At 67.7% G+C, this 21,268-nt stretch carries 18 protein-coding genes; 8 read left to right on the forward strand and 10 right to left on the reverse strand.

The genetic code is table 11. The features are described 5' to 3' along the window. The first annotated feature begins 56 nt into the window (after nucleotides 1-56). From typA to SCD90_RS03310, 4 genes are all read left to right on the forward strand, one after another. Nucleotides 57-1,880, forward strand: coding sequence for a translational GTPase TypA (typA, locus tag SCD90_RS03295; protein ID WP_319843185.1), 1,824 nt, complete (start codon nucleotides 57-59; stop codon nucleotides 1,878-1,880). A gap of 446 nt (nucleotides 1,881-2,326) precedes the next feature. Next, entirely contained in the window at nucleotides 2,327-3,382 is a 1,056-nt protein-coding gene (locus tag SCD90_RS03300) for a FecCD family ABC transporter permease (RefSeq protein ID WP_319843186.1), read from the forward strand. Beyond that, on the forward strand, nucleotides 3,382-4,194 hold the full coding sequence (locus tag SCD90_RS03305) for an ABC transporter ATP-binding protein (RefSeq protein WP_319843187.1): 813 nt from the start codon (nucleotides 3,382-3,384) through the stop codon (nucleotides 4,192-4,194). Before SCD90_RS03300 ends, SCD90_RS03305 begins: the two co-directional genes overlap by 1 nt. After that, entirely contained in the window at nucleotides 4,191-4,484 is a 294-nt protein-coding gene (locus SCD90_RS03310; protein ID WP_319843188.1) for a DUF2218 domain-containing protein, read from the forward strand. Before SCD90_RS03305 ends, SCD90_RS03310 begins: the two co-directional genes overlap by 4 nt. Before the next feature lie 95 nt (nucleotides 4,485-4,579). On the opposite strand, the gene SCD90_RS03315 is transcribed toward SCD90_RS03310, so the two are convergent. The 5 genes from SCD90_RS03315 to SCD90_RS03335 all read right to left on the reverse strand — a co-directional run bounded on the left by SCD90_RS03315 (nucleotide 4,580) and on the right by SCD90_RS03335 (nucleotide 12,596). Beyond that, nucleotides 4,580-8,467, reverse strand: coding sequence for an amino acid adenylation domain-containing protein (locus SCD90_RS03315; protein ID WP_319843189.1), 3,888 nt, complete (start codon nucleotides 8,465-8,467; stop codon nucleotides 4,580-4,582). Then, nucleotides 8,460-8,699, reverse strand: coding sequence for a phosphopantetheine-binding protein (locus SCD90_RS03320; protein ID WP_319843190.1), 240 nt, complete (start codon nucleotides 8,697-8,699; stop codon nucleotides 8,460-8,462). The genes SCD90_RS03315 and SCD90_RS03320 overlap by 8 nt, the downstream gene beginning before the upstream one ends. Continuing rightward, a complete protein-coding gene (locus SCD90_RS03325; protein WP_319843191.1) occupies nucleotides 8,696-10,321 on the reverse strand; it encodes a (2,3-dihydroxybenzoyl)adenylate synthase in 1,626 nt (541 codons plus the stop codon). Before SCD90_RS03325 ends, SCD90_RS03320 begins: the two co-directional genes overlap by 4 nt. A 61-nt stretch (nucleotides 10,322-10,382) precedes the next feature. Next, entirely contained in the window at nucleotides 10,383-11,510 is a 1,128-nt protein-coding gene (locus SCD90_RS03330; protein WP_319843192.1) for a YncE family protein, read from the reverse strand. A gap of 15 nt (nucleotides 11,511-11,525) precedes the next feature. Further along, complete coding sequence (locus SCD90_RS03335; protein ID WP_319843193.1) at nucleotides 11,526-12,596, reverse strand: ABC transporter substrate-binding protein; 1,071 nt, start codon at nucleotides 12,594-12,596, stop codon at nucleotides 11,526-11,528. Nucleotides 12,597-12,863: 267 nt separating this feature from the next. Between SCD90_RS03335 and SCD90_RS03340 the strand changes: the two genes are divergently transcribed. The 4 genes from SCD90_RS03340 to SCD90_RS03355 all read left to right on the forward strand — a co-directional run bounded on the left by SCD90_RS03340 (nucleotide 12,864) and on the right by SCD90_RS03355 (nucleotide 16,416). Then, the gene (locus SCD90_RS03340; protein ID WP_319843194.1) at nucleotides 12,864-13,712 is read left to right on the forward strand and encodes an alpha/beta hydrolase; all 849 of its coding nucleotides are present in this window, start codon (nucleotides 12,864-12,866) and stop codon (nucleotides 13,710-13,712) included. A gap of 112 nt (nucleotides 13,713-13,824) precedes the next feature. Beyond that, complete coding sequence (locus SCD90_RS03345; protein ID WP_319843195.1) at nucleotides 13,825-14,976, forward strand: isochorismate synthase; 1,152 nt, start codon at nucleotides 13,825-13,827, stop codon at nucleotides 14,974-14,976. 25 nt (nucleotides 14,977-15,001) lie between these two features. Further along, nucleotides 15,002-15,640, forward strand: coding sequence for an isochorismatase family protein (locus SCD90_RS03350; RefSeq protein ID WP_319843196.1), 639 nt, complete (start codon nucleotides 15,002-15,004; stop codon nucleotides 15,638-15,640). Beyond that, a complete protein-coding gene (locus SCD90_RS03355; protein WP_319843197.1) occupies nucleotides 15,637-16,416 on the forward strand; it encodes a 2,3-dihydro-2,3-dihydroxybenzoate dehydrogenase in 780 nt (259 codons plus the stop codon). The genes SCD90_RS03350 and SCD90_RS03355 overlap by 4 nt, the downstream gene beginning before the upstream one ends. Nucleotides 16,417-16,473: 57 nt before the next feature. Here SCD90_RS03355 and cysK read toward each other — a convergent pair whose 3' ends face one another. From cysK to ubiB, 5 genes are all read right to left on the reverse strand, one after another. After that, entirely contained in the window at nucleotides 16,474-17,457 is a 984-nt protein-coding gene (gene cysK, locus SCD90_RS03360; RefSeq protein ID WP_319843198.1) for a cysteine synthase A, read from the reverse strand. Nucleotides 17,458-17,541: 84 nt separating this feature from the next. Next, on the reverse strand, nucleotides 17,542-18,003 hold the full coding sequence (locus tag SCD90_RS03365; RefSeq protein WP_319843199.1) for an RrF2 family transcriptional regulator: 462 nt from the start codon (nucleotides 18,001-18,003) through the stop codon (nucleotides 17,542-17,544). Then, nucleotides 18,000-18,476, reverse strand: coding sequence for a dUTP diphosphatase (gene dut / locus SCD90_RS03370; protein ID WP_319843200.1), 477 nt, complete (start codon nucleotides 18,474-18,476; stop codon nucleotides 18,000-18,002). Before dut ends, SCD90_RS03365 begins: the two co-directional genes overlap by 4 nt. Beyond that, nucleotides 18,473-19,687 (reverse strand): bifunctional phosphopantothenoylcysteine decarboxylase/phosphopantothenate--cysteine ligase CoaBC, encoded by a 1,215-nt coding sequence (gene coaBC, locus SCD90_RS03375; protein ID WP_319843201.1) that lies wholly within the window; start codon nucleotides 19,685-19,687, stop codon nucleotides 18,473-18,475. Before coaBC ends, dut begins: the two co-directional genes overlap by 4 nt. 7 nt (nucleotides 19,688-19,694) lie before the next feature. Further along, on the reverse strand, nucleotides 19,695-21,263 hold the full coding sequence (gene ubiB / locus SCD90_RS03380) for a 2-polyprenylphenol 6-hydroxylase (protein WP_319843202.1): 1,569 nt from the start codon (nucleotides 21,261-21,263) through the stop codon (nucleotides 19,695-19,697). Nucleotides 21,264-21,268: the final 5 nt, after the last annotated feature.

Below are 21,268 nucleotides of genomic sequence, written 5' to 3' on the forward strand. Positions count from 1 at the left end.
CTGCCCCATGCAGCCCCGCACCGGCGGGCGATTGCCGCCGCTTGAGACCCGACCACATGAAACTGCGCAATATCGCGATCATCGCACACGTCGACCATGGCAAGACCACGCTTGTCGACGAGTTGCTGAAGCAGTCGGGCTCCTATCGCGAGAACCAGCGTGTCGCCGAACGCGTGATGGATTCCAACGAGCTCGAGAAGGAGCGCGGCATCACCATCCTGGCCAAGGCGACCTCGATCGTCTGGAAGGACACGCGCATCAACATCGTGGACACGCCGGGCCATGCCGATTTCGGCGGCGAGGTCGAGCGCATCCTGAACATGGTGGACAGCGCCATCGTGCTGGTCGACGCCGCCGAAGGCCCGATGCCACAGACCAAGTTCGTGGTCGGCAAGGCGCTGAAGGTCGGCCTGCGTCCTATCGTCGTCATCAACAAGGTGGACCGCTCCGATGCGCGCCCGGCCGAGGTGGTGAACGAGGTGTTCGACCTGTTCGCGATGCTCGATGCCACCGACGAGCAGCTCGACTTCCACATCCTCTACGGCTCCGGCCGTTCCGGCTGGATGGCCGAGGCGCCTGAAGGTCCGCAGGACCAGGGCATGGCCCCGCTGCTCGACCTGGTGCTGAAGCATGTGCCCGAGCCGAAGATCCACGAGGACAACCAGTTCCGCATGATCGGCACGCTGCTCGAGGCCAATCCCTTCCTCGGCCGCATGATCACTGGCCGCATCACCTCGGGCTCCATCAAGCCCAACCAGAGCGTCAAGGTTCTGGCGCAGGACGGCTCGGTAGTCGAGCAAGGTCGCATCTCCAAGATTCTCGCCTTCCGCGGCATTGAGCGCACGCCGATCGAGGAAGGTGTCGCCGGCGACATCATCGCCATCGCCGGCCTGCAGAAGGGCACCGTTGCCGACACCTTCTGCGACCTTTCGGTCACCGAGCCGATGGTCGCGCAGCCGATCGACCCGCCCACCGTCACCATGTCCTTCATCGTCAACGACAGCCCGCTGGCCGGCACCGAGGGCGACAAGGTCACGAGCCGCGTCATTCGCGACCGCCTGTTGAAGGAGGCCGAGGGCAATGTGGCGCTGAAGATCGAGGAAGCCGCCGACAAGGACTCGTTCTTCGTGTCCGGCCGTGGCGAGCTCCAGCTCTCCGTGCTGATCGAGACCATGCGCCGCGAGGGCTTCGAGCTCTCGATCTCGCGTCCCCGCGTCGTCCTGCAGAAGAGCGAAAGCGGCGAGACGCTGGAGCCGGTCGAGGAAGTGGTCATCGACGTCGACGAGGAGCATTCCGGCGTCGTCGTGCAGAAGATGTCCGAGCGCCGTGGCGAAATGCTGGAGATGCGCCCGTCCGGCGGCAATCGCCAGCGCCTCGTGTTCCGCGCCCCCACGCGCGGCCTGATCGGCTACCAGGCGGATCTCATGACCGATACGCGCGGCACGGCCATCATGAACCGGCTGTTCCACGCCTATGAGCCCTACAAGGGCGACATCGCCGGCCGCCGCAACGGCGTGCTGATCGCCAACGGGCCCGGCGAGGCCGTGGCCTATGCGCTGTGGAACCTCGAGGATCGCGGCCCGATGATGATCGAGCCCGGCTGGAAGGTCTATCAGGGCATGATCGTGGGCGAGCACACCCGCGAGAACGACCTTGAGGTGAACGTGCTCAAGGGCAAGCAGCTCACCAACATCCGCACCACCTCGAAGGACGAAGCCGTGCGCCTGACGCCTCCGATCCGGATGACGCTGGAGCGTGCGCTGACCTACATCCAGGACGACGAGCGCGTCGAAGTCACGCCCAAGTCGATCCGCCTGCGCAAGGTCTACCTCGACCCCACCGAGCGCAAGCGCAAGGAAAAGAGCTCCGAGTTCGCCTGATCCCATCACGGGCGCCCTCATCGGGCGCCCGTTTTGCTTTAGGGGAAAGCCTCTCTTCGGAGGCTTCTTCCCAAGGCCTCATCCTGAGCTTGTCGAAGGATGCCATTCCCCGACCCTGCCGCGAAGAGCTGCGTTGTCCGGTGCATGAGCGGATGGCCAGCAGGTATGGGTCCCGGCCTGCGCCGCGACGCCCGCCTTCTGTCTCGAACTAGAACTCTGGCCCCCCGGCGTTCCGGCGAAGGCCGGAACCCACACCCGCCGACTCGCGACTCAGGCCGTACGGGGCATTCTTCGGAACACGAGGGTGAAGGCCGGATCTGGAAGCCAAGCTTCGCGCCTTGCGCCAGCAATTTCCTCCCATACCTCCAGCCAATTAAGGCTCGCCCCAATAGGCAAACCGGCTTACGAAGTCCGAGACTTTCCCGTGTGATCACCGCCCGGTTCCGTTGTCCCAGACCCAAGCCAGCACAGACATCATCCTCGCCTACCGCAGCACCGTGCGACGCCGCGCGTTCATCGTGGCGGCTCTTGGGATGGCGACCCTTCTGGCCTTCCTGCTGGACGTGGTGACCGGCCCCTCCTCGCTTTCCGTGATGGATGTGCTGCGGGGGCTGGTCGATCCGGCAAGCCTCAGCAAGCCGCAAGCTGCCATCATCTGGCAGGTGCGTCTTCCCGCCGCCGTGCTGGCGCTTCTCGTAGGCGCGTCGCTGTCGCTCGCCGGCGCGGAAATGCAGACGATCCTGAACAACTCGCTGGCCAGCCCCTTCACGCTCGGCGTGTCCTCCGCCGCCTCCTTCGGTGCCTCGCTCGCCATCGTGCTCGGCATCTCGCTGCCCTTCGTGCCGAAGGACTGGATCGTCTCCCTCAACGCCTTCATCTGCGCCTTCGGCTCGGTGCTGCTGCTGCAGGCGCTGGCCCGCACGCGGGGTGCCGGCGTGGAAACGGTGGTGCTGTTCGGCATCGCGCTTGTCTTCGCGTTCAACGCGCTCGTTGCCTTCGTGCAGTTCGTCTCCTCGCAGGAGGCGCTTCAGCAATTGGTGTTCTGGACCATGGGATCGCTCGGTCGGGCCAACTGGCCCAATGTGGCGGTGCTGGCGGTGCTGCTCGCCATCTGCCTGCCCTTCGCCATCCGCGCCTCATGGAGCCTCACAGCGCTGCGGCTGGGCGAAGACCGCGCCCGCAGCTTTGGCGTCAACGTCCCCCGACTGCGCTTCACGGCACTGCTGCGCGTCAGCGTGCTGGCCGCCACCTCGGTGGCTTTCGTCGGCACCATCGGCTTCATTGGCCTTGTCGGCCCGCACATCGCCCGCCTGATGCTGGGCGAGGACCACCGCTTCCTGCTGCCGGCCAGCGCCCTGACGGGGGCGCTCATCATGTCGCTGGCCTCGGTGGCCAGCAAGGCGCTGGTGCCGGGCGTCGTCATGCCGGTCGGCATCGTCACCTCCATGATCGGCGTGCCGGTGTTCCTGCTGCTGATCTTCAGCCGCCGCGAGCGCGTCTGATGGAGGCGGGCGTGCTGCGGGTGCGCGATCTCTCGACCGGCTATCGCAACCGCGACGTCGTGCGCGGCCTCAGCCTGCCCGATTTGGCAGCGGGCCAGACCCTCTCTTTGCTCGGCCCCAACGCCGCCGGCAAGAGCACGCTGCTGCGAGCTCTCGCGGGCCTTCAGCCGGCACGCGGCTCCATCGAGCTTGGCGGCACGGAACTGATCGGCCTCCCGCTGGCCGAACACGCACGGCGCGTCACCTACATGCCGCAGACGCTTCCACAGCGCGTGGCCCTGACGGTGCTGGAGGCCGTCATCGGCGCGCTGAGGGCCACGCCTCCGGAGGGCATCGAGCACGGCACCGACGCCATAACCCGCCGCGCGGTGGAGGTGCTGGAGCGCATCGGCATCGCCCATCTCGCCATGGAAGGGCTTGACCATCTTTCAGGAGGCCAGCGCCAACTTGCCTCGCTGGCCCAGGCCCTCGTGCGCCGCCCGCGGGTGCTGCTGCTGGACGAGCCCACCAGCGCGCTTGACCTGAACTACCAGCTGCGCGTGATGCAGCTGGTCCGGGAGGCAGCGCGCGAATGGGGGATGACGGTCATCATGGTGCTGCACGATCTGGCGCTCGCCGCCCGTTGGTCCGACCGGATCGTACTGCTGTCGCACGGCACTGTCGCCGCCGCCGGCAACCCCGTCGAGGCGCTGACGCCGGATGTGCTGGCGCGGGTGTACAATGTGCGCGCCCGCGTCGAGACCTGCTCGCGCGGCACGCTGCAGATCCTGGTGGACGACGTGTTCACCGCTCCTGACAAGGAGGACACATGATGAGCCTTACCTCTCATGCCGAAGTGCCGACCGAGAAGCCGCACGACTACATCATCCGCCTGTGCAAGCATTTCGCCCACAAGATCCCCGCCACCTATGACGACACGAGCGGCGTGATCGAGTTCGATATGGGCGTGTGCCGGCTGAAGGCGCGCGACGACACCCTGTTCCTCGAAGTCGAGGGCGCGGACGCCGAAGCCATCGAGCGGCTGGAAGGCGTGGTGACCCGCCATCTCGCACGCTTCGCGTGGAAGGAAGAGCCGGTCATAGATTGGGTGCGCCAGGGCTGACCCAGCATCCACTCGGCCTCATCCTGAGCTTGTCGACGGATGGTTGGTCACAGTGCATAAGCATCCTTCGACAGGCTCAGGATGAGGTCCGTTCCCTATCGGTCCCGCTTCACCAGAGCCGTAGCCAACACCGGCGCAATGAGCGCCGTTGCCTCCGGGCCGACAAGATGCGGGTGCAGGGCCGGCACGTCGTGCACATCGAGCGCAGCCACATAGGGCGCCCATTGTTCGGGATGCAGGTCCTCGCCGGCATGGTCGAGCGCCGCCCTGAAATACAGAACCCGCGACGCGATCTTTCCATGATGGTGGCCACGCACAAGCCGGTTGTTGCTGTCCACCACTCGAACCACACCCTCCAGCGCGCGCTCGCCAAGCAGCGCCAGCGGATGCCCGCTCTTCGCGAGGAAGCCGAGCACGGCCTCGCGCGTCAGCGGTCCATCGAGTTCGGACGGATCGTGCCCGGCAATGTGCAGCAACGCCTTCAGAGCCGAGTTCGCCTCCGGCGCCGGGCGCAGCCGCCAGCGGTCGGCCGGATAGGCGTCCAGCATGGCCACCACGCCGACCTGCTCACCGTCAGCCTCAAGCTGTTGCGCGATGGCGTGCGCGATGATGCCGCCGATGGACCAACCGACGAGGTGGTATGGCCCGATGGGCTGCACCGCGCGCATCTCGGCGACATAGGAAGCGGCCATGGCATCGAGCGTGTCCGGCGTTGCCGCATCAGGATCGATGCCGACGGACTGCAGGCCCCACACCGCACGCCCCGGGGGCAGTGCGCGCGCAAGGCGGCTGTAGCACCACGACAGACCGCCTGCGGGGTGCACGGCGAACAGCGCCGGGACATTGGCATCACCACGGCGCAGCGGAATCGGACTGCCAAGCCCCTGCCCGGCTTCCGGATCCTCACCGGCGAGAGTGTCGAGGAAAGCCGCGAGCCGCGCCACGGTGGAATGCTCGAACAGTGCGCCGAGGCCGATGCGTTGATGCCAGTCCGCGCGCAGCCGCAGCATCAGTTCGGCCGCCAGCAGCGAGTGGCCGCCGAGGTCGAAGAAGTCGTCGTCCGCGCCGACAGTGCCATCCAGCCCGATCACCTCGGCGAAGAGCGCGGCCACCGCCTGCTCGGTCGGGCTCTCAGCCGCGCGGCCTGCAGCGGTGGTCACCTCGGGCGCCGGCAGCGCGCGGCGGTCCAGCTTGCCGTTGGCCGTGACCGGCAGCTCGTCCAGTCCGATGAAGGCGGTCGGCATCATGTAGTCCGGCAGGCGGGCCGCAGCCGCCTTGCGCAAGGCGTCGCCCGCCGCATCTCGGGGCACCACATAGGCCACGATGCGCTGGTCCCCCGGCCGGTCCTCGCGCGCGATCACCGCCACCTGCCCGACGCCCGGTGCGCCAGCCAGCACGGCCTCGATCTCGCCGAGCTCAATGCGCAGGCCGCGGATCTTGATCTGGTGGTCGGAGCGACCGAGGAAGACCAGCGCCCCGTCATCGCGCCAGTGGGCGAGGTCTCCGGTCTTGTACATGCGTCCGCCCGGCCGGTAGGGGTCGGGCAGGAAACGCTCGGCGGTCAGGTCCGGCCGTCCCAGATAGCCGCGCGCGAGCTGCCGACCTGCGATGTAGAGATCGCCCGCGACGCCCGCCGGCACGGGGCGCAGCGACCCGTCCAGCACATACATAGCGGTGTTCCAGACAGGATAGCCGATCGGCACCGGCACGGAGCGGTCGTCACGCGTGGCCGGCCAATGGGTCACGTCCACCGCCGCTTCGGTCGGGCCGTAGAGATTGTGCAGTTCGGCGTCGATCAGCGCGTGGAAGCGGTCGCGCGTGGCGGCCGGCAGTTCCTCGCCCGAGCAGAAGACGAGCCGGAGCGGGATGCCGGCCGCCGCCGGTTCCGCAAGAAAGGCCTGGAGCATGGACGGCACGAAGTGCAGCACGTTCACGCCATGCGCCCGGATGACCTCCGCGAGCCATTCCGGGTCCTTATGCGCACCGTGCGGGGCCACGACCAGCGTGGCGCCCGACAGGAACGGCAGAAAGAACTCCCACACCGAGACGTCGAACGTCGCGGGCGTCTTCTGCAGCACGCGGTCGGCCGGTCCAATGCCGTAGACCGTCCGCATCCATTCCAGCCGGTTCACGATGGCGTCGTGCTCCACCACCACGCCCTTGGGCGTCCCGGTGGAGCCGGAGGTGTAGATTACATAGGCCGCGTCGTCCGGGCCGGGCGGGTCGAGAGCGATGCGGTCATGAACGTCGGCGAAGTCCGGAGTGACGACCAGTGTGCCCTCCGGAACCAGCAGCCCTGACCCCGCATCGGTCACCAGCAGGCGCGGCGCGGCGGACGTGACGATGGTGGCGATGCGCTCCGGAGGATGCTCGATGTCGAGCGGCAGATACGCCGCGCCCGCGCGCAGGATCGCCAGCAGCGTCAGCACAAAATCCGCGGAGCGGCGCAGGCCCACGGCCACCACGTTGCCGCGCCGCACGCCCATGAGTGCGAGACGTCGTGCCATTGCCATGCTGCGGCGGTCCAGATCGCCATAGCTCAGCACCTCCTCGGCGGTCTCCAGCGCCCCGGCCTCGGGATGGGCCGCCATGACCTTCTCGATCAGCGCGACGAGGGTGGTGCGCGGCACCTCATGCTCGGTGGCGTTGACGGCGTGGATCAGATGCCGGGCTTCGTCCGGCGTGGCGATCGGCACCTCGGCCAGCGTTCGGGCTTCGAGCCCAGCGGCGACAAAAGCCGCGAGGCGTCGAGCGTGCGCCGCCACGCCTTCCGCCGTGTAGAGCCCCGGATTGGCGTCCACCTCAAGGGTAAGCGCCCGCCCGCCGGCGCCTGCGCGGAAGGTGAAGGTTATGTCGTCCACCGGGCCAGTGCCGAGCGCCGTCACCCGGGCGCTTACGCCGGGCAGGTCGAGCCTTTGCTCGAACGGCAGCACATTGATGAGCGGCCCGAACAGCCGCCGCCCGCCTCCGACGAGGCCAAGGTCCCGGCGCAGCTGCTCGCTACGGTAGCGGCCATGACGCCGCGCCTTGAGCAGCGCCTTCGCCGCAAGCGCCGCGAACTCGCGCACCGGCAGGCTCTCGTCACCGCCGATGCGCAGGGGCAGCACATTCATCGCCATGCAGGGCACGCGGGCGGCCGCGCTGCCCATCCGGTTCATGCTCGGCACGCCGATGATCGCTTCCTCCGCACCGGTATGCCGCCGCACATAGGCGCCGGTCAGTGCCACCAGCACATCCGGCCAGGGAAGCCGCGCCTCACGTGACAGCGCGTGCAGCGCCTCCTCCGCTTCGGCCGGCAAAGTGGCGGCGGCGCGGTGGAAGGTGGGGCCGGTCAGTGCCGTGCCTGAGGCCATGCCGATCACATCCGGTGCGGCGGCTAAGGTTTCCAGCCAGAAGGCGCGGTCCATGGCGCGCTTCTCCGAACGAGCATAGACCTCAGCGTCAGCCACCACGGGTCCATAGGGGGGCAGCGCCGCGCCCGGCTCGCGGTTCTCGACCAAGGCGGCGTAAAGCTCGGCGATGCGCGCGGTCAGAAGAGCAGTGCCGAAGCCGTCGATCACCGCGTGGTGGATCTGCTGGTGCCAGAGGTGCCGGTCCGGGCTGACGACATAGAGTGTCTCGGCTGCCAGCCGGTCACGTGCAGGATCGAGCGACCTCGCCATATCTGCCGAGATGCGGGCGCGGGCGATGGCCTCCGCATCTTTCTCGCCGGAGAGATCGACCAGACACAGCTCGAAGCCGCCGCTTTGCACTTGCTGCAGCACGCCGCCCGATGCCTCGACCATACGCACGCGCAAGGCCTCAGCCTCGACCAGCGCTGTCTCGACGGCACGCGCAAAGGCGGCACGGTCCAGCGGGCCGTCCAGTTCCACCATCTGCCCGGTGTTGTAGATCGGGTTGTCCGGCTCAAGCCGCTGGGCGGTCCACAGGCCTTCCTGAGCGTCGGTCAGCGGCCAGGTTGCACCCACACTTGTTTCAGCCACCGGTCTGCACGCGTTCCGCCACCCGCCACCAGTGGGCAAGGGTCGGCACCTCGGCCAGTTCCGCGAACTGCAGCGGCACGCCCGCCGCCTTCCATTGCTCCACGAGCATCATGGCGCGGATGGAATCGAGACCAAGGTCAACGAGGCTATCTTCCATGTCGATCTCGCCCGGATCTTCGCCGATCATCTCCGCTATGTCGGCGCGCATGCTCTCAAGCGTCAGGCGCGTCATGCTGTTTCCTTCGCCGCCAGATGCCGCGCGCGCAAGGCGGCGCGCAATTCCTTGCGGCTGATCTTGCCGACGGCGGTTTCCATGAAGCCGTCCACGAAGACCACCTGGTCCGGCACCTTGAACTCGGCCAGCCCGCGCTCACGTATCCAGGCCTTCAGGACGGCTCCCTTCGGCTTTTCCCCTTGCGGGATGATGAAGGCGCAGCTGCGCTCGCCCATCACCGCATCCGGAATGGACACCACCGCCGCGTCGAACACCGCCGGATGCGCCAGCAGGTGGTCCTCAATCTCCTCGGCCGAGATCTTCTCGCCGGCGCGGTTGATGTGGTCCGTCGCACGGCCTTGCACCACCAGATTGCCCTCCGGCGTGCGCTTCACCACGTCGCCCGTGCGGTAGAAGCCGTCCTCGGTAAAGGCGCGCGCATTCGCGGCGGGGTCGTTGTGGTAGGCGCGGATCGTGTAGGGCCCGCGCGTCAGCAGGTAGCCGGCCTCGCCCTCCGGCACCGGCTGGCCGGCATCGTCCACGATGATGACTTCGTCATCCACGCTGATCGGCCGTCCCTGCGTGTTGACGATCACGTCCTCCGGATCGTCGAGCCGGGTGTAGTTCACCAGCCCCTCGGCCATGCCGAAGACCTGCTGCAGCGTGCAGCCGAGCGCGGGGCCGACCCGCTTTGCAACTTCAGGCGTCAGCTTCGCGCCGCCGACCTGCAGCACCTGCAGGCTGGAAAGGTCATGCGTGTTGGCGGCGGAGGCCTGCAGCCACAGCAGCGCCAGCGGCGGCACGAGGCCCGTGATCGTCACCCGTTCGCGCGCAATCAGCGGAAACGCCACATCCGGCGCGGGAGACGGGCTCAGCACCACGCATCCGCCGGTATAGAGGGTGCCGAAAACACCGGGAGAGCTCATGGGAAAATTGTGCGCGACGGGCAACGCCGTCAGGTAGACGCTCGACGCATCCTGCCCACAGATCTCGGCGCTGGCCCGGAAGGAGAAGATGTAATCGTCGTGCGTGCGGGGGATCAGCTTGGACAAACCGGTCGACCCGCCGGAAATCTGCAGGAACGCGACCTCGGACGGGCTCGGCTCCGGCAGCAAGGACCCTGATGCACCCTCAAGCTGCGCGAAGGGCGTGAACTCGCCGGCATCGCCCACCACCACCACCTCGCGGACCGCCGGCACATCGGTCTGCAGCTGGCGGGCCAGCGCGCGGTAATCGAAGCCGTCGTGCCGGTCCGCGATCACATAGGCCGACGCCTCGGCTCCGCGTGCGAAATGCGCGATCTCGGTGATGCGGTGCGCCGGCAGCGCATAGACCGGGACGAGCCCCGCGCGGAACAGGCCGAACACGGTGCTGAAGAACTCCGCGATATTCGAGAGGTGGACCACCACCCGTTCGCCGGGCACGAGCCCCAGTTCCAGGAAACCCGCCGCCACCGCGTCGGCGCGCCGGTCGAGTTCGGCATAGGTCCAGCGATGTTCGCCGCCCACCACCGCCAGCCGGTCGGGAGCCTCGGCGGCGCGCTGCCGGAGGAAACCGCCGAAGGTCTCGCCTCGCCAGTAGCCCGCCGCGCGGTAACGCGCAGCAAACTCCGGGGGCCAGGTCTGCTGAAGGGGTATCATGGCGAGCCGGTGCTTCGAACTGGACCGGACACGCCGGTGTCCGGTCCATGGGGTCGGTCGATCAGGGACGGATGAGGGACACCGTGTCGCCGTTGGGGTCTTCCACCGGCGGGGTGTCCTTCGGCGCATCACGCGGCGTGCCGCGCGCCTTGTTGGAGACGTAGACGAGCCCGGTCTCGCGATCGACGGAAACCGTCTGTGGCAGCGTGCCGGTCGGCAGCTGTGCCACCACCTCGTAGGTCTTGGTGTCGATGACGGAGAGCGTGCCTTCCTGCCTGTTCGAGACGAAGACCTGTTTGGTCTTGGGATCGTAGACGACGCTCAGAGCGCCCGCGCCGGTCTTCACCGTCTTGAGGAGCGAGCCGTCCTTGACGTCCAGCACGGTGACATCTCCGGACTTCTGGTTGGCGACGAAGAGGTGGCCGGCTTCCGGGTCCATCGCAAGGTTGATGGGGCTGTCTCCGCCTGTCGGCCAGTTTGCCACGACCTTCTTGGTCGCGAGGTCGATGGCAAGCACCTCGTGCGTGGTCATGTCGGTGGCGTAGAGCCGGTTCGCCGCAGCATCGTGCACGATGCCGCTGATGCCCTTGCCGGGCTTCTCGATGACCTCGGCGATCTGCCCCGTCGCGCCATCAAGGATCCAGATCTCGCCATGCTCATCCACCGGCTCCGCCGGAGCGGCGGGCGCCGGGGCAGCGGCTCCTGCCGGGGCCTCCGTCGGGCGGGGCGGCCGGGGGCGCATGCCGAACACAGAGACGAAGACCCTGTTGCCTTCTTGGTCCACCACGGCTTCGCGGACATGGGCTTTCTCGCCGCGCTTGGCGGTGTGCGAGACCTTGCCGGACTTCAGGTCGATCACGACCACGGAACCGTCACGGGTCGCGGTGCCGTAGAGCGTCTGCGTCTTGTCGTTGATGCCGAGCCCGAACACCGGCGACGCGGACACATCGATCTCGCCCTTCACCTCGAGGGTGGCGGCGTCCATGGCCACGATCTTCGCATTGTTTTCACCGCGCTTGCCGGTGCTGGCGACATAGACCGTCTTGGTGGACGGGCTGACCGCCAGTTCATAAAGGCCGGGAGCCACCTTCACCGACTTTTCGATGACGGGCTCCGCCAGGGCGACCCCGGCGGAAAGACCGAGCGCGAGCGCGCCGAGGGCGATCCGCCCCATGAACATATGCTGCATAACGTCCCTCATCCCCTAGTTCAGGCCGAGCCAGTACTCGCCGGGCAGGGGCACGGCGAGGAAGCGTGTGTTGATCTCATCGAGCGTCTTCGCGGGATCGAGGCCGCCGAACAGGTCCGGGTGGATCCAGCGGGCGAACACCTCGACCGCGATGATGTCGAGCGGCGAATTGATGAGCTGGTGGGCGAAGCCGAACATGCGCCCCTCCTTCACCGCCGTCAGGCTGGAGATGCCGGGCCGGGAGCCGACCTTCCGGAGCGCCGCCTGCGCCTGTTCATGGCTGTAGCCGGGGCCGAGGACGAGGCCGCCCGCCTTTTCGAGATGCGGCCCGCCCGTCGCGATGTAGACCTCCGGATCGCGCTCGATCACGTATTCGAGGTTCACGCGGCCGGAGGCCTGCTGCTTCAGCACGTCCGCCGCGATGTTATGCCCGCCGACGAACTCGATGTAGTCGCCGACATTGCCCTTGCCCGGTGCGTTGCAGCAATCGGCGGACATGCCGGCATGCGCTTCGAGGAAAACGGTTGGCCGCTGCTCCGGCGACAATCCCGCCACCGCGTCACTGATCGTCTTCATCCGCTCCTCGCGGAAGGCGATGAAGGCATCCGCCTGCGCATCGCGCCCGGTGATGGCGCCGAAGATCTTCAGGCTAGGGCCCAAATTCCTGAACGGGTGGCGGAAGAAATCGATGAAGACGACCTGGACCCCGGCACTTTCGAGCTGGGCCACCTGCGCGTCTGTCGGGCCGCTGCCATCGGCGAACACGGCTACTTCGGGTGCCGCCGCCAGCACCGCCTCCACCGAGAAGTCCTGCGCCGAGCTGGGCACCAGCGGCAGCTTTTCCAGGGACGGGCTCTTGGCCAGGAACGCTTTGTAGGCCTCGCCGCCAAGGCGGTTGATGTCTTTCGGCCACGCCGCCAGCAGGCCCGCCGGATCGGGATGGATCAGCGCCAGTGCGATGAGGTAGCGGCTGTCATCGACGGCGATGCGGGTGGCCGGAGCCTCCAGCGTCACTGTGCGGCCACGGATGTCCTTGAACGTTATGGCCGCGGCTGAAGCGGTGCCGCCAGCAAAGGCCAGCAACATCGCAATTGATACCAAGGAAGCACGCAGCACCTCCCAGTATCGATTGGGCTGACCTAGAATAGAAATGTTCCAATCCATCTCATGTACCGTTCGCCGACGGGCGCGGAGCTATCGCGCCGCAATGCTCGCGATGTCAAGCAATTGCAACAGGCCCGCGCCAGCCGGCGCGATCTTATTTCCTAGCAAGAAGATGAGAGTGGAATTCTTCTAAATCCACGTCCGTCACGATGTTTTGCTTCAACGGCGGCGTCGGGATAAACCCCGCGCATGACCCGCGATTTTTTTTCTCCATCTGGCGACTGGCCGCCTGTGGCGCTCCCGGACACCCATGTGCGTCCTGTGGCCGCGCCGGACGTAGGCCGCTACGAGTTGATGATCCACGTTCCGCCGCAGTCCGCCCCGCCGGCGGGGTTTCCGGCGATCTACCTGCTCGACGCCAATGCGGATTTCGCGACGATGGTGGACGCCGTGCGGCGCGGCTCACGCCGGCCGGATTCGACCGGCATCCCGCCGGCGGTCATCATCGGCATCGGTCATCCCGGGGATGCGCCCTATGACCAAGGGCGACGGCAACGCGATTTCACGACCGCGCGGGCGGAGCGGGGGGCATCCGGGGGCGCGCCCGCTTTCCTGGCCTTTGTGCGGGATGTGGTGAAGCCCACCGTTCGGGGCTCGCTGCCGATCAACCCCACCCATGAAATCCTGTTCGGCCACTCGCTGGCGGGTTACTTCACCCTTTGGGCGATGATGCAGGAGCCGCGCGGCTTCGCCGGCTACGCCGCCATATCGCCGTCGATCTGGTGGGACGAGCAGGGCCTCACCGGAGCCTTGAAGCGGGCCACGGCCGGGGAGAAACACCCAAGATTGCTCCTGGCGGTGGGCGAGTGGGAAGAAGCGCTCGCGCCCTGGCAGGCCGACCTCCCGCGTCGCCCGGAAATCGAAGTCCGCCGCCGCGAGCGGCGCATGATCGGCGCCGCTCGCGATCTCGCGGCGCGGTGCGCACGAACCGGAACGTTCGAGGTGAAGTTCGAGTGTGTCGCGGGACAGGATCATTCGTCGATCGTACCCGCGAGCGTAAATCTGGCCCTGCGCTTTCTTCTGGCAGCCTCCGCCTAGGCACGGCTTGACAGAACCTCGCGCTCGGCGGCATTTGCGCGAAATCTACAGTCCCTGACCGTAGTTTAGAATCTTTTCAAGGAACCGGCTCGCAGCCGGGTGGCAGGACAGGATGACGATGGTCGCTGAAGCACGGCCGCGTGCCGCATTTGCCGATGCCGAGATTCCCGTCATGTTCTCGTCGGGCGGCACGGGCTTCACGGCCTCCGGCGTGGCAGAGGTGCTCGACGCGCAGCCGGCCCGGCGCTTGGTCGCAGCGGCGGCAGGCTTCTTCGCGGCCGGCCCTGCAGGGCCGAACCGCCTCGTCGGCGCATTGCCGTTCGACCCCGAAGCGGACGGCTACCTGTTCCAGCCGGCGAAGCTCGGCACCGCGCCGGCCCGCAGTGCTCAAGCGCATGCCGCCTTCCCGGCACGGGTCTGGGGGCTGAACATCACGGCTCAACCCGACCCGGCAGCCTATGCGGCCGCGGTACGGGCTGCCTTGGCCATGATCCGCGCCGGGACACTGGAAAAGGTCGTCCTGTCGCGTAGCCTTCGCGTCGAGGCGGCCCGTCCGTTCGATATCCCTTCCATCCTCGCGCGGCTTTCGGTGGATCCCGGTGTCACCGTGTTCTCCATGCCCCTGCCGAACCGGGTGCTGGTCGGGGCAACCCCTGAACTTCTCGTCTCGAAGGGCGGCGCGGGAGTGCTGTCGCACCCGTTGGCCGGTTCGGCGCGCCGCCTGCCGGATGCATGCGAGGACCGCGACGCGGCCGAACGCCTGAAGGCCTCCGACAAGGACCGCCGGGAGCACGCGATGGTGGTCGAGGCCATTCTCGACGCGCTGGCACCGTATTGCCGCAACCTGGCAGCCCCCCCGGCGCCGGAGCTCGTCTCGACCTCCACGCTCTGGCACCTCGCCACGCCTATACGGGGCACTTTGCGCGATCCGTCCGTCTCCTCGCTGGAACTGGCCTGCGCCCTGCACCCGACGCCGGCCGTCTGCGGACTGCCGCGCCGTGCCGCCGCCGAGGCGATCCGGGCCATCGAGCCTTTCGACCGCGGCTTCTACTCCGGCGCGGTGGGCTGGTGCGACGGCAATGGCGACGGCGAATGGCATGTTACGATCCGCTGCGCCGAGATTGCCGGCTCCACCGCCCGTCTCTATGCGGGAGCGGGCATCGTGGCGGGTTCGGACCCCGACGAAGAGGTCGCCGAGACCGCCACGAAGTTCATGGCGCTTCTGAGCGCGCTCGGCGTCGCCGTTCCCGATTCCGGCTTCTGATCACCCGACCTAAGAGGACACGGCCATGGGCCTCCCCAAAATCGGCGCCTATGCGCTGCCGGCTGCACACGAGATCCCGGAAAGTCGCGTGGGCTGGAAGCCGGAGCTGAACCGCGCCGCTTTGCTGATCCACGACATGCAGAACTATTTCGTCCGCGCCTTCACGCCGGATGCCTCCCCCATCGCGCCCGCCATAGCGAACATCAATCGGCTGCGTGCGATGTGCGATGCGCTCGGCATCCCCGTGATCTACAGCGCCCAGCCGGGTTATCAGGATCCGCGAGACCGGGGTCTGCAGAGCGACATCTGGGGCCCGGGAATGGGCTCCGACCCGGAACATGCCGGCATCTTCGCCGATCTCGCTCCCGGCCCGGACCAGATCGTGCTGACGAAGTGGCGCTACAGCGCGTTCCAGCGCACCAACCTGGAGCACGTGCTGCGCGTGCGTGGCCGCGACCAGTTGATCATCAGCGGCGTCTACGCCCATATCGGCTGCATGCTGACGGCAGCCGACGGTTTCATGCGGGATTTCCAGCCCTTCTTCGTGGCGGATGCGCTGGCCGACTTCTCGCGCGAGCGGCACGACATGGCGGTGTCCTATGTGGCGGACCGCTGCGGCTGCGCGATCTTGACCGACGTGCTCCTTGGGGAGCTACGCGCATGAGCGGCAGCGGGCTGGCGGGCAAGATCGCGCTTGTGACCGGTGCTGCCGGCGGCATCGGGCAGGCTGTGGTGCGCAGCCTCCATGCGGAGGGCGTGCTGGTCGCCGCCTTCGATGTGGATGGCGATGCCGTGGAGGCGCTGGCCGCGGGCCTCCCACTCGGCACGGTGGTGGGGCGCGCACTCGACGTGTCGGATTCCGGAGCCGTCGAGGCGGCCGTCGCGCGGGTGGAAAGCGGACTTGGCCCCATCGACCTCCTGGTCAACGGCGCGGGCGTGCTCTCGACAACCCGCGTGGTGGACACCGACGACGCCGAATGGGCGCGGGTCTTCTCCGTCAACACGCTTGGGGTGTTCAACGTCTCGCGCGCGGTGACGCGGGTGATGATGGAGCGGAGGCGCGGCAGCGTCGTGACGATCAGCTCCAATGCCGCCGGCATTCCACGCCACGGAATGGCGGCCTATGCGGCCTCCAAGGCCGCCGCCACCATGTTCACGCGCTGCCTTGGGCTTGAACTCGCCGAATACGGCATCCGCTGCAACGTCGTCGCGCCCGGCTCCACCCGCACGTCGATGCAGACCGGCATGTGGAGCGACCCATCCGGGGAGGCGCGCGTGATCGAGGGCTCGCTCGCCACGTTCAAGGCCGGCATTCCGCTCGGCAAGATCGCGGAGCCGGAGGACGTGGCGGAGGCGGTGCTGTTCCTGCTCTCCGACCGCGCCGGCCACATCACCATGACCGACCTGTATGTGGACGGCGGGGCGACGCAGCGGGGCTGATCCGGGCAACAAAAAAGGCGGCCGGAGCCGCCTTTTTCTACGTCATTCCAGAAGGCGTCAGAGGCCTTCGAACAGCGCTGTCGACAGATAGCGCTCGGCGAAGCTCGGGATGATGATCACGATGTTCTTGCCGGCCATCTCCGGGCGGGAACCCACCTCGATGGCGGCGGCGACGGCCGCGCCCGAGGAGATGCCCACCGGAATGCCCTCGAGACGGGCAATCTTTCGGGCGGTGTCGAACGCCGTCTGGTTGCCGACGGTCACCACCTCGTCCACGATGTCGCGGATCAGCACGTCGGGCACGAAGCCCGCGCCGATGCCCTGGATCTTGTGCGGGCCGGGCTGGCCGCCGGACAGCACCGGGCTGTCCTCCGGCTCCACCGCGATCATGCGCACGGAGGGATTCTTCTCCTTCAGCACCTGGCCGACGCCGGTGATGGTGCCGCCGGTGCCGACGCCCGCGACCACCGCATCAACCTTGCCCTCGGTGTCGTTCCAGATTTCCAGCGCCGTGGTGCGGCGGTGGACTTCCGGATTGGCGGCGTTCTTGAACTGCTGCGGCATCACCGCGCCCGGGATCTCGTTGATGAGTTCCTCGGCCTTGGCGATGGCGCCCTTCATGCCCTTGGCGCCTTCGGTCAGCACCAGCTCGGCGCCGAGCAGGGCCAGCATCTTGCGGCGCTCGACCGACATGGTCTCAGGCATGACGAGGATCATGCGATAGCCCCGCGCGGCGGCCGTGAAGGCCAGCGCGATGCCGGTGTTGCCGGAGGTCGGCTCGACGAGGGTGCCGCCCGGCTTCAGCTGGCCGGAGGCTTCCGCCGCGTCGATCATGGCGACGCCGATGCGGTCCTTGACGCTGGAGATCGGGTTGAAGAATTCGAGCTTTGCGAGGAGGTTGGCCTGCACCCCACGCTCCTGCCCGATGCGGTTCAGGCGCACCAGCGGGGTGTTGCCGATCGTGTCCGTGATGCTGTCGTAGATCCGGCCCCGTCCTGCGAATTCGGTGGCCTGCGGCGTGCGCGCTGCGAACTGGGGCATGGATTTCCTCCGGTTTTGGATCTGTCTTCGTGTGCGCCTTACAAAACCACAGAAGCACGACGTTTCAAGTGGTGTTTACACGATCTAGATCGTAAAATCATAGTCCGGCACGGCATCGCCGAACACGGCCTCCTTCTGGGCCGCACGGCAGAGGTCATCGACCGTGATCTCCTCCAGCTTTTCCAGGAAGATCTCCGAGGCCTGGTCGATGGCCGGCACCACGATGCCCCGCACGAGGGCGGAAGGCTCCTCCTCCTCGTCCTGAACACCGTTCTCCGCGCCGTTGCCGGCCGAGGCTGCGCGCACGATGTCGGCAAGGGTGATGCGCCGCCGCTCGCGGGCAAGCTCATAGCCACCGCGCGGGCCGCGCACACCCTTCAGGATGCCGGAGCGCACCAGCACCTGCAGCAGCGTCTCCAGATGGCGGGGGGGCAGGCTGTGCCGCGCCGACAAGGCCTTGGCGGCGATGGGCGCTGGACGCGCGTGATAGGCGATGTCGACCACGGCGGCGATTGCCAGCAGGCTGCGGCGCGGGAGGAGGTTCATGGCCTGTCGTCCTTGCGGCGTCCGGTTCCGGTGGATCCGAATCCCCCGGCGCCACGCACCGTAGCGTTTAACACATCCATTTCATGGAGATCGACCATTGCGACGCGACAAATTACCATTTGCGCAATGCGCATTCCCCGGATGATCTCGAAGGGCTCCGCGCCATGGTTGATCAGCAGCACCTTCACCTCGCCGCGATAGTCCTGATCCACGGTGCCGGGGGCGTTCAGCACCGTTACGCCGTGCTTCAGCGCAAGCCCGGAGCGGGGCCGCACCTGCGCCTCGTGTCCTTCCGGCAGCTGGATCACGAGTCCTGTAGGCACGAGGCACCGTTCGCCCGAACCTATACGTAAAGGGGAAGCCTCTTCAACAGCCGCCACGAGGTCCATGCCTGCGCTGCCGGCCGTTTCGTAGGCGGGCAGCGGCAAGCCTTCCGCATGTGGCAGCCGCAGCACGCCAAGCCTCGGTTTCATCGCAGCATCTCCCCAAGCCGGGCGACGAGCCGGCGCGCCACCTCGTCCTTCGCCATCCTGTCCCACGTCTCGACACCCGAACCCGACACCAGATGAACGGTGTTGGCATCTCCGCCCATGACCCCGGATGCGGGGGAAACGTCATTGGCAATGATGAGATCGCAGCCCTTGCGCGCCAGCTTGGCCCGGGCGTTGCCCAGCACATCGTCCGTCTCGGCCGCGAAGCCGATCACGAGCGCCGGGCGTCCATCGACCCGGCGAGCAACGCCCGCCAGGATGTCCGGGTTCTCGACCAGCCTCAATTGTGGCGGTCCGCCCTCGCCCTTCTTCACCTTGGATGCGCTTTCCGCCTCCACCCGCCAGTCGGCAACCGCCGCTGCGAAGACCGCGATGTCGGCCGGAAGCGCGGCATCCACCGCAGCCTGCATCTCGCGGGCGGTCTCGACGTGCACCACGCGCACGCCCTCAGGATCGGGGATCGACACGGGGCCGGACACCAGCACCACCTCGGCGCCCGCTTCGGCGGCCGCGCGCGCGATGGCGTGGCCCTGCCGCCCGGAGGACCGGTTGGCCAGCACCCGCACGGGGTCGATCGGCTCATGCGTCGGGCCGGACGTCACCAGCACGCGCTTGCCCGTCAGCAGCCCGGGTGCCGGGGCGAGGATGCCCTCGGCGGCGGCGGCGATCTCCAGCGGTTCGGCCATCCGGCCCCAGCCGCTCTCGCCACGCTCCGCCATCGACCCGCTGTTCGGGCCAACGACGCTGATGCCGTCCTCGCGCAGTTGCGCCACGTTGCGCAGGGTCGCCTTGTGCGTCCACATGCGCGGATTCATGGCGGGCGCGATCAGCACCGGCCGGTCCGTCGCCAGCAGCGCCGTGGTTGCGAGATCGTCCGCGAGGCCATTGGCCATGCGGGCGATGAGATCCGCCGTTGCGGGGGCCACGATGATGAGATCGGTGTCCCGCGCCAGCCGGATATGGCCGATATCGTTTTCGTCGGCGAGGTCGAACAGGCTCGTGAACACCCGCTCTCCGGTGATCGCACCGACCGAGAGGGGCGTCACGAACTGGGTTGCAGCCTCGGTCATGATGGCGCGGACCGTGGCGCCGCGCTCCTTCAGCCGCCGCGCGAGGTCGAGGCATTTGTAGGCCGCGATGCCGCCACCGATGATGAGGAGCACGCGCCGTCCGCGCAGGGTTTGGCTGGTCATCGCCGCCTCAGCTCAGGAACAGCCAATAGGCCAGCATCAGCGCGATGGCCCAGAGTGCCAGATTGCCCCAGCGCGCGCGCCGCGCCTCGGCCCGGCCAATGCCCTCGAGACTCTCCGGCGCCAGCGGGAAGCCGCGCTCCGTCGCCTCTTCCAACCGGGCCACCAGCCGTTCGCCCCTGATCAGCAGGTCCGGCAGCGCCTGGATGCTGCGCCCCAGCTTGAGCAGCGTGTCGCCCGCATCCTCCGCGATGCCGACCGGGCCGAGATTGCGGGTGATCCATTCGCGCACCACGGGCGCGGAGGTCGACCACATGTCGAGGCGCGGATCGAGCGAGCGCGCCACGCCCTCGACCACCACCATGGTCTTCTGCAGCATGATCAGTTCGGGGCGCGTCTGCATCTCGAAGATCTCGGTGATCTCGAACAGCTGGGTCAGCAGCCGCGCCATGGAGATGTCCTCGGCGGTGCGGTCGTGGATCTGCTCGCCGATGGAGCGCAGCGCGCGGGCGAACTCGTCCACGGACTGGTTCGGCGGCACGTAGCCGGCGGTGAAATGCACCTCGGCCACGCGGTGGTAATCGCGCTCGATGAAGCCGTAGAGGATTTCGGCCAGGAAGCGCCGCTCCTTCTTGCCGAGCCGTCCGGTGATGCCGAAATCGATGGCCACGATGTTGCCGGCGGAATCCACGAACAGGTTTCCGGGATGCATGTCGGCGTGGAAGAAGCCGTCGCGCATCGCGTGGCGCAGGAAGCTCTGCAGCAGGCTGCGTCCAAGCGCGGGAAGATCATGGCCCGCAGCTTCCAGCCCCGCGCGGTCCGCCAGCGAGGTGCCGTGCACCCATTCCAGCGTCAAGACGTCCTTGGCCGTGCGGTGCCAGTCCACCGAGGGCACCCGGAAGCCGGGATCATGGCGCGTGTTCTCCGCCATTTCCGAAAGCGCCGCGGCCTCGAGCCGGAAGTCCATCTCGAAGGCCACGGACTGGGCCAATGTGTCGACCACGGCCACGGGACGAAGGCGCCGGGCGAAGCGGCTGAAGCGCTCCACCCAACGGGCCACGGCGTAGAAGGTGGTGAGGTCGCGGTGGAAGCGGCGGGCCACGCCGGGACGGATGACCTTCACGGCCACCGTGCGCTCGCCATCGGGGGTGCGCACGGTGGCGCGATGAACCTGTGCGATGGAGGCGGCGGCAAGAGGCGGGTGGAAGCTGGTGTAGAGCGCCTCGACCGGCTGCCCCAACGCGCGGCGAATCGTGTCTTCCGCCACCGTCATGCCGAAGGGCGCCATGCGGTCCTGCAAGGCTTCGAGTTCGCGGGCGATCTCGGGTCCCACCACATCCGGACGCGTGGCAAGGAACTGGCCGAGCTTCACATAAGAGGGCCCAAGCCGTTCCAGCGCGACGGGCAAGCCGCTGCCGGTGCGCTTGCTGGCCGGACGCTCGATGAGCCGCGAGGCCTGGATGGCGAGCCGTGCCATCGACGGCATGTCCGAGGTGTCGACCTCCCGAAACACGCCTTCGCGGGCAAACACCCAGGAGGCCCGCAGGACGCGCCCGAGATGGGGGATGGATGACAGCATTGGCC

It is taken from the genome of Terrihabitans rhizophilus (assembly GCF_033898525.1).
GTDB classification, from domain to species: Bacteria; Pseudomonadota; Alphaproteobacteria; order Rhizobiales; family Methylopilaceae; genus Flaviflagellibacter; species Flaviflagellibacter rhizophilus.

Bases quoted from the DNA above. Each gene is read 5' to 3' on its own strand.
- SCD90_RS03310 (WP_319843188.1), top strand. From the start codon at position 4,191: ATGATGAGCCTTACCTCTCATGCCGAAGTGCCGACCGAGAAGCCGCAC.
- SCD90_RS03350 (WP_319843196.1), top strand. From the start codon at position 15,002: ATGGGCCTCCCCAAAATCGGCGCCTATGCGCTGCCGGCTGCACACGAG.
- SCD90_RS03345 (WP_319843195.1), top strand. From the start codon at position 13,825: ATGACGATGGTCGCTGAAGCACGGCCGCGTGCCGCATTTGCCGATGCC.
- SCD90_RS03320 (WP_319843190.1), bottom strand. From the start codon at position 8,699: ATGACGCGCCTGACGCTTGAGAGCATGCGCGCCGACATAGCGGAGATG.
- SCD90_RS03325 (WP_319843191.1), bottom strand. From the start codon at position 10,321: ATGATACCCCTTCAGCAGACCTGGCCCCCGGAGTTTGCTGCGCGTTAC.
- SCD90_RS03340 (WP_319843194.1), top strand. From the start codon at position 12,864: ATGACCCGCGATTTTTTTTCTCCATCTGGCGACTGGCCGCCTGTGGCG.
- SCD90_RS03355 (WP_319843197.1), top strand. From the start codon at position 15,637: ATGAGCGGCAGCGGGCTGGCGGGCAAGATCGCGCTTGTGACCGGTGCT.
- dut (WP_319843200.1), bottom strand. From the start codon at position 18,476: ATGAAACCGAGGCTTGGCGTGCTGCGGCTGCCACATGCGGAAGGCTTG.
- SCD90_RS03305 (WP_319843187.1), top strand. From the start codon at position 3,382: ATGGAGGCGGGCGTGCTGCGGGTGCGCGATCTCTCGACCGGCTATCGC.
- SCD90_RS03365 (WP_319843199.1), bottom strand. From the start codon at position 18,003: ATGAACCTCCTCCCGCGCCGCAGCCTGCTGGCAATCGCCGCCGTGGTC.
- typA (WP_319843185.1), top strand. From the start codon at position 57: ATGAAACTGCGCAATATCGCGATCATCGCACACGTCGACCATGGCAAG.
- SCD90_RS03330 (WP_319843192.1), bottom strand. From the start codon at position 11,510: ATGCAGCATATGTTCATGGGGCGGATCGCCCTCGGCGCGCTCGCGCTC.
- cysK (WP_319843198.1), bottom strand. From the start codon at position 17,457: ATGCCCCAGTTCGCAGCGCGCACGCCGCAGGCCACCGAATTCGCAGGA.
- SCD90_RS03335 (WP_319843193.1), bottom strand. From the start codon at position 12,596: ATGTTGCTGGCCTTTGCTGGCGGCACCGCTTCAGCCGCGGCCATAACG.
- ubiB (WP_319843202.1), bottom strand. From the start codon at position 21,263: ATGCTGTCATCCATCCCCCATCTCGGGCGCGTCCTGCGGGCCTCCTGG.
- coaBC (WP_319843201.1), bottom strand. From the start codon at position 19,687: ATGACCAGCCAAACCCTGCGCGGACGGCGCGTGCTCCTCATCATCGGT.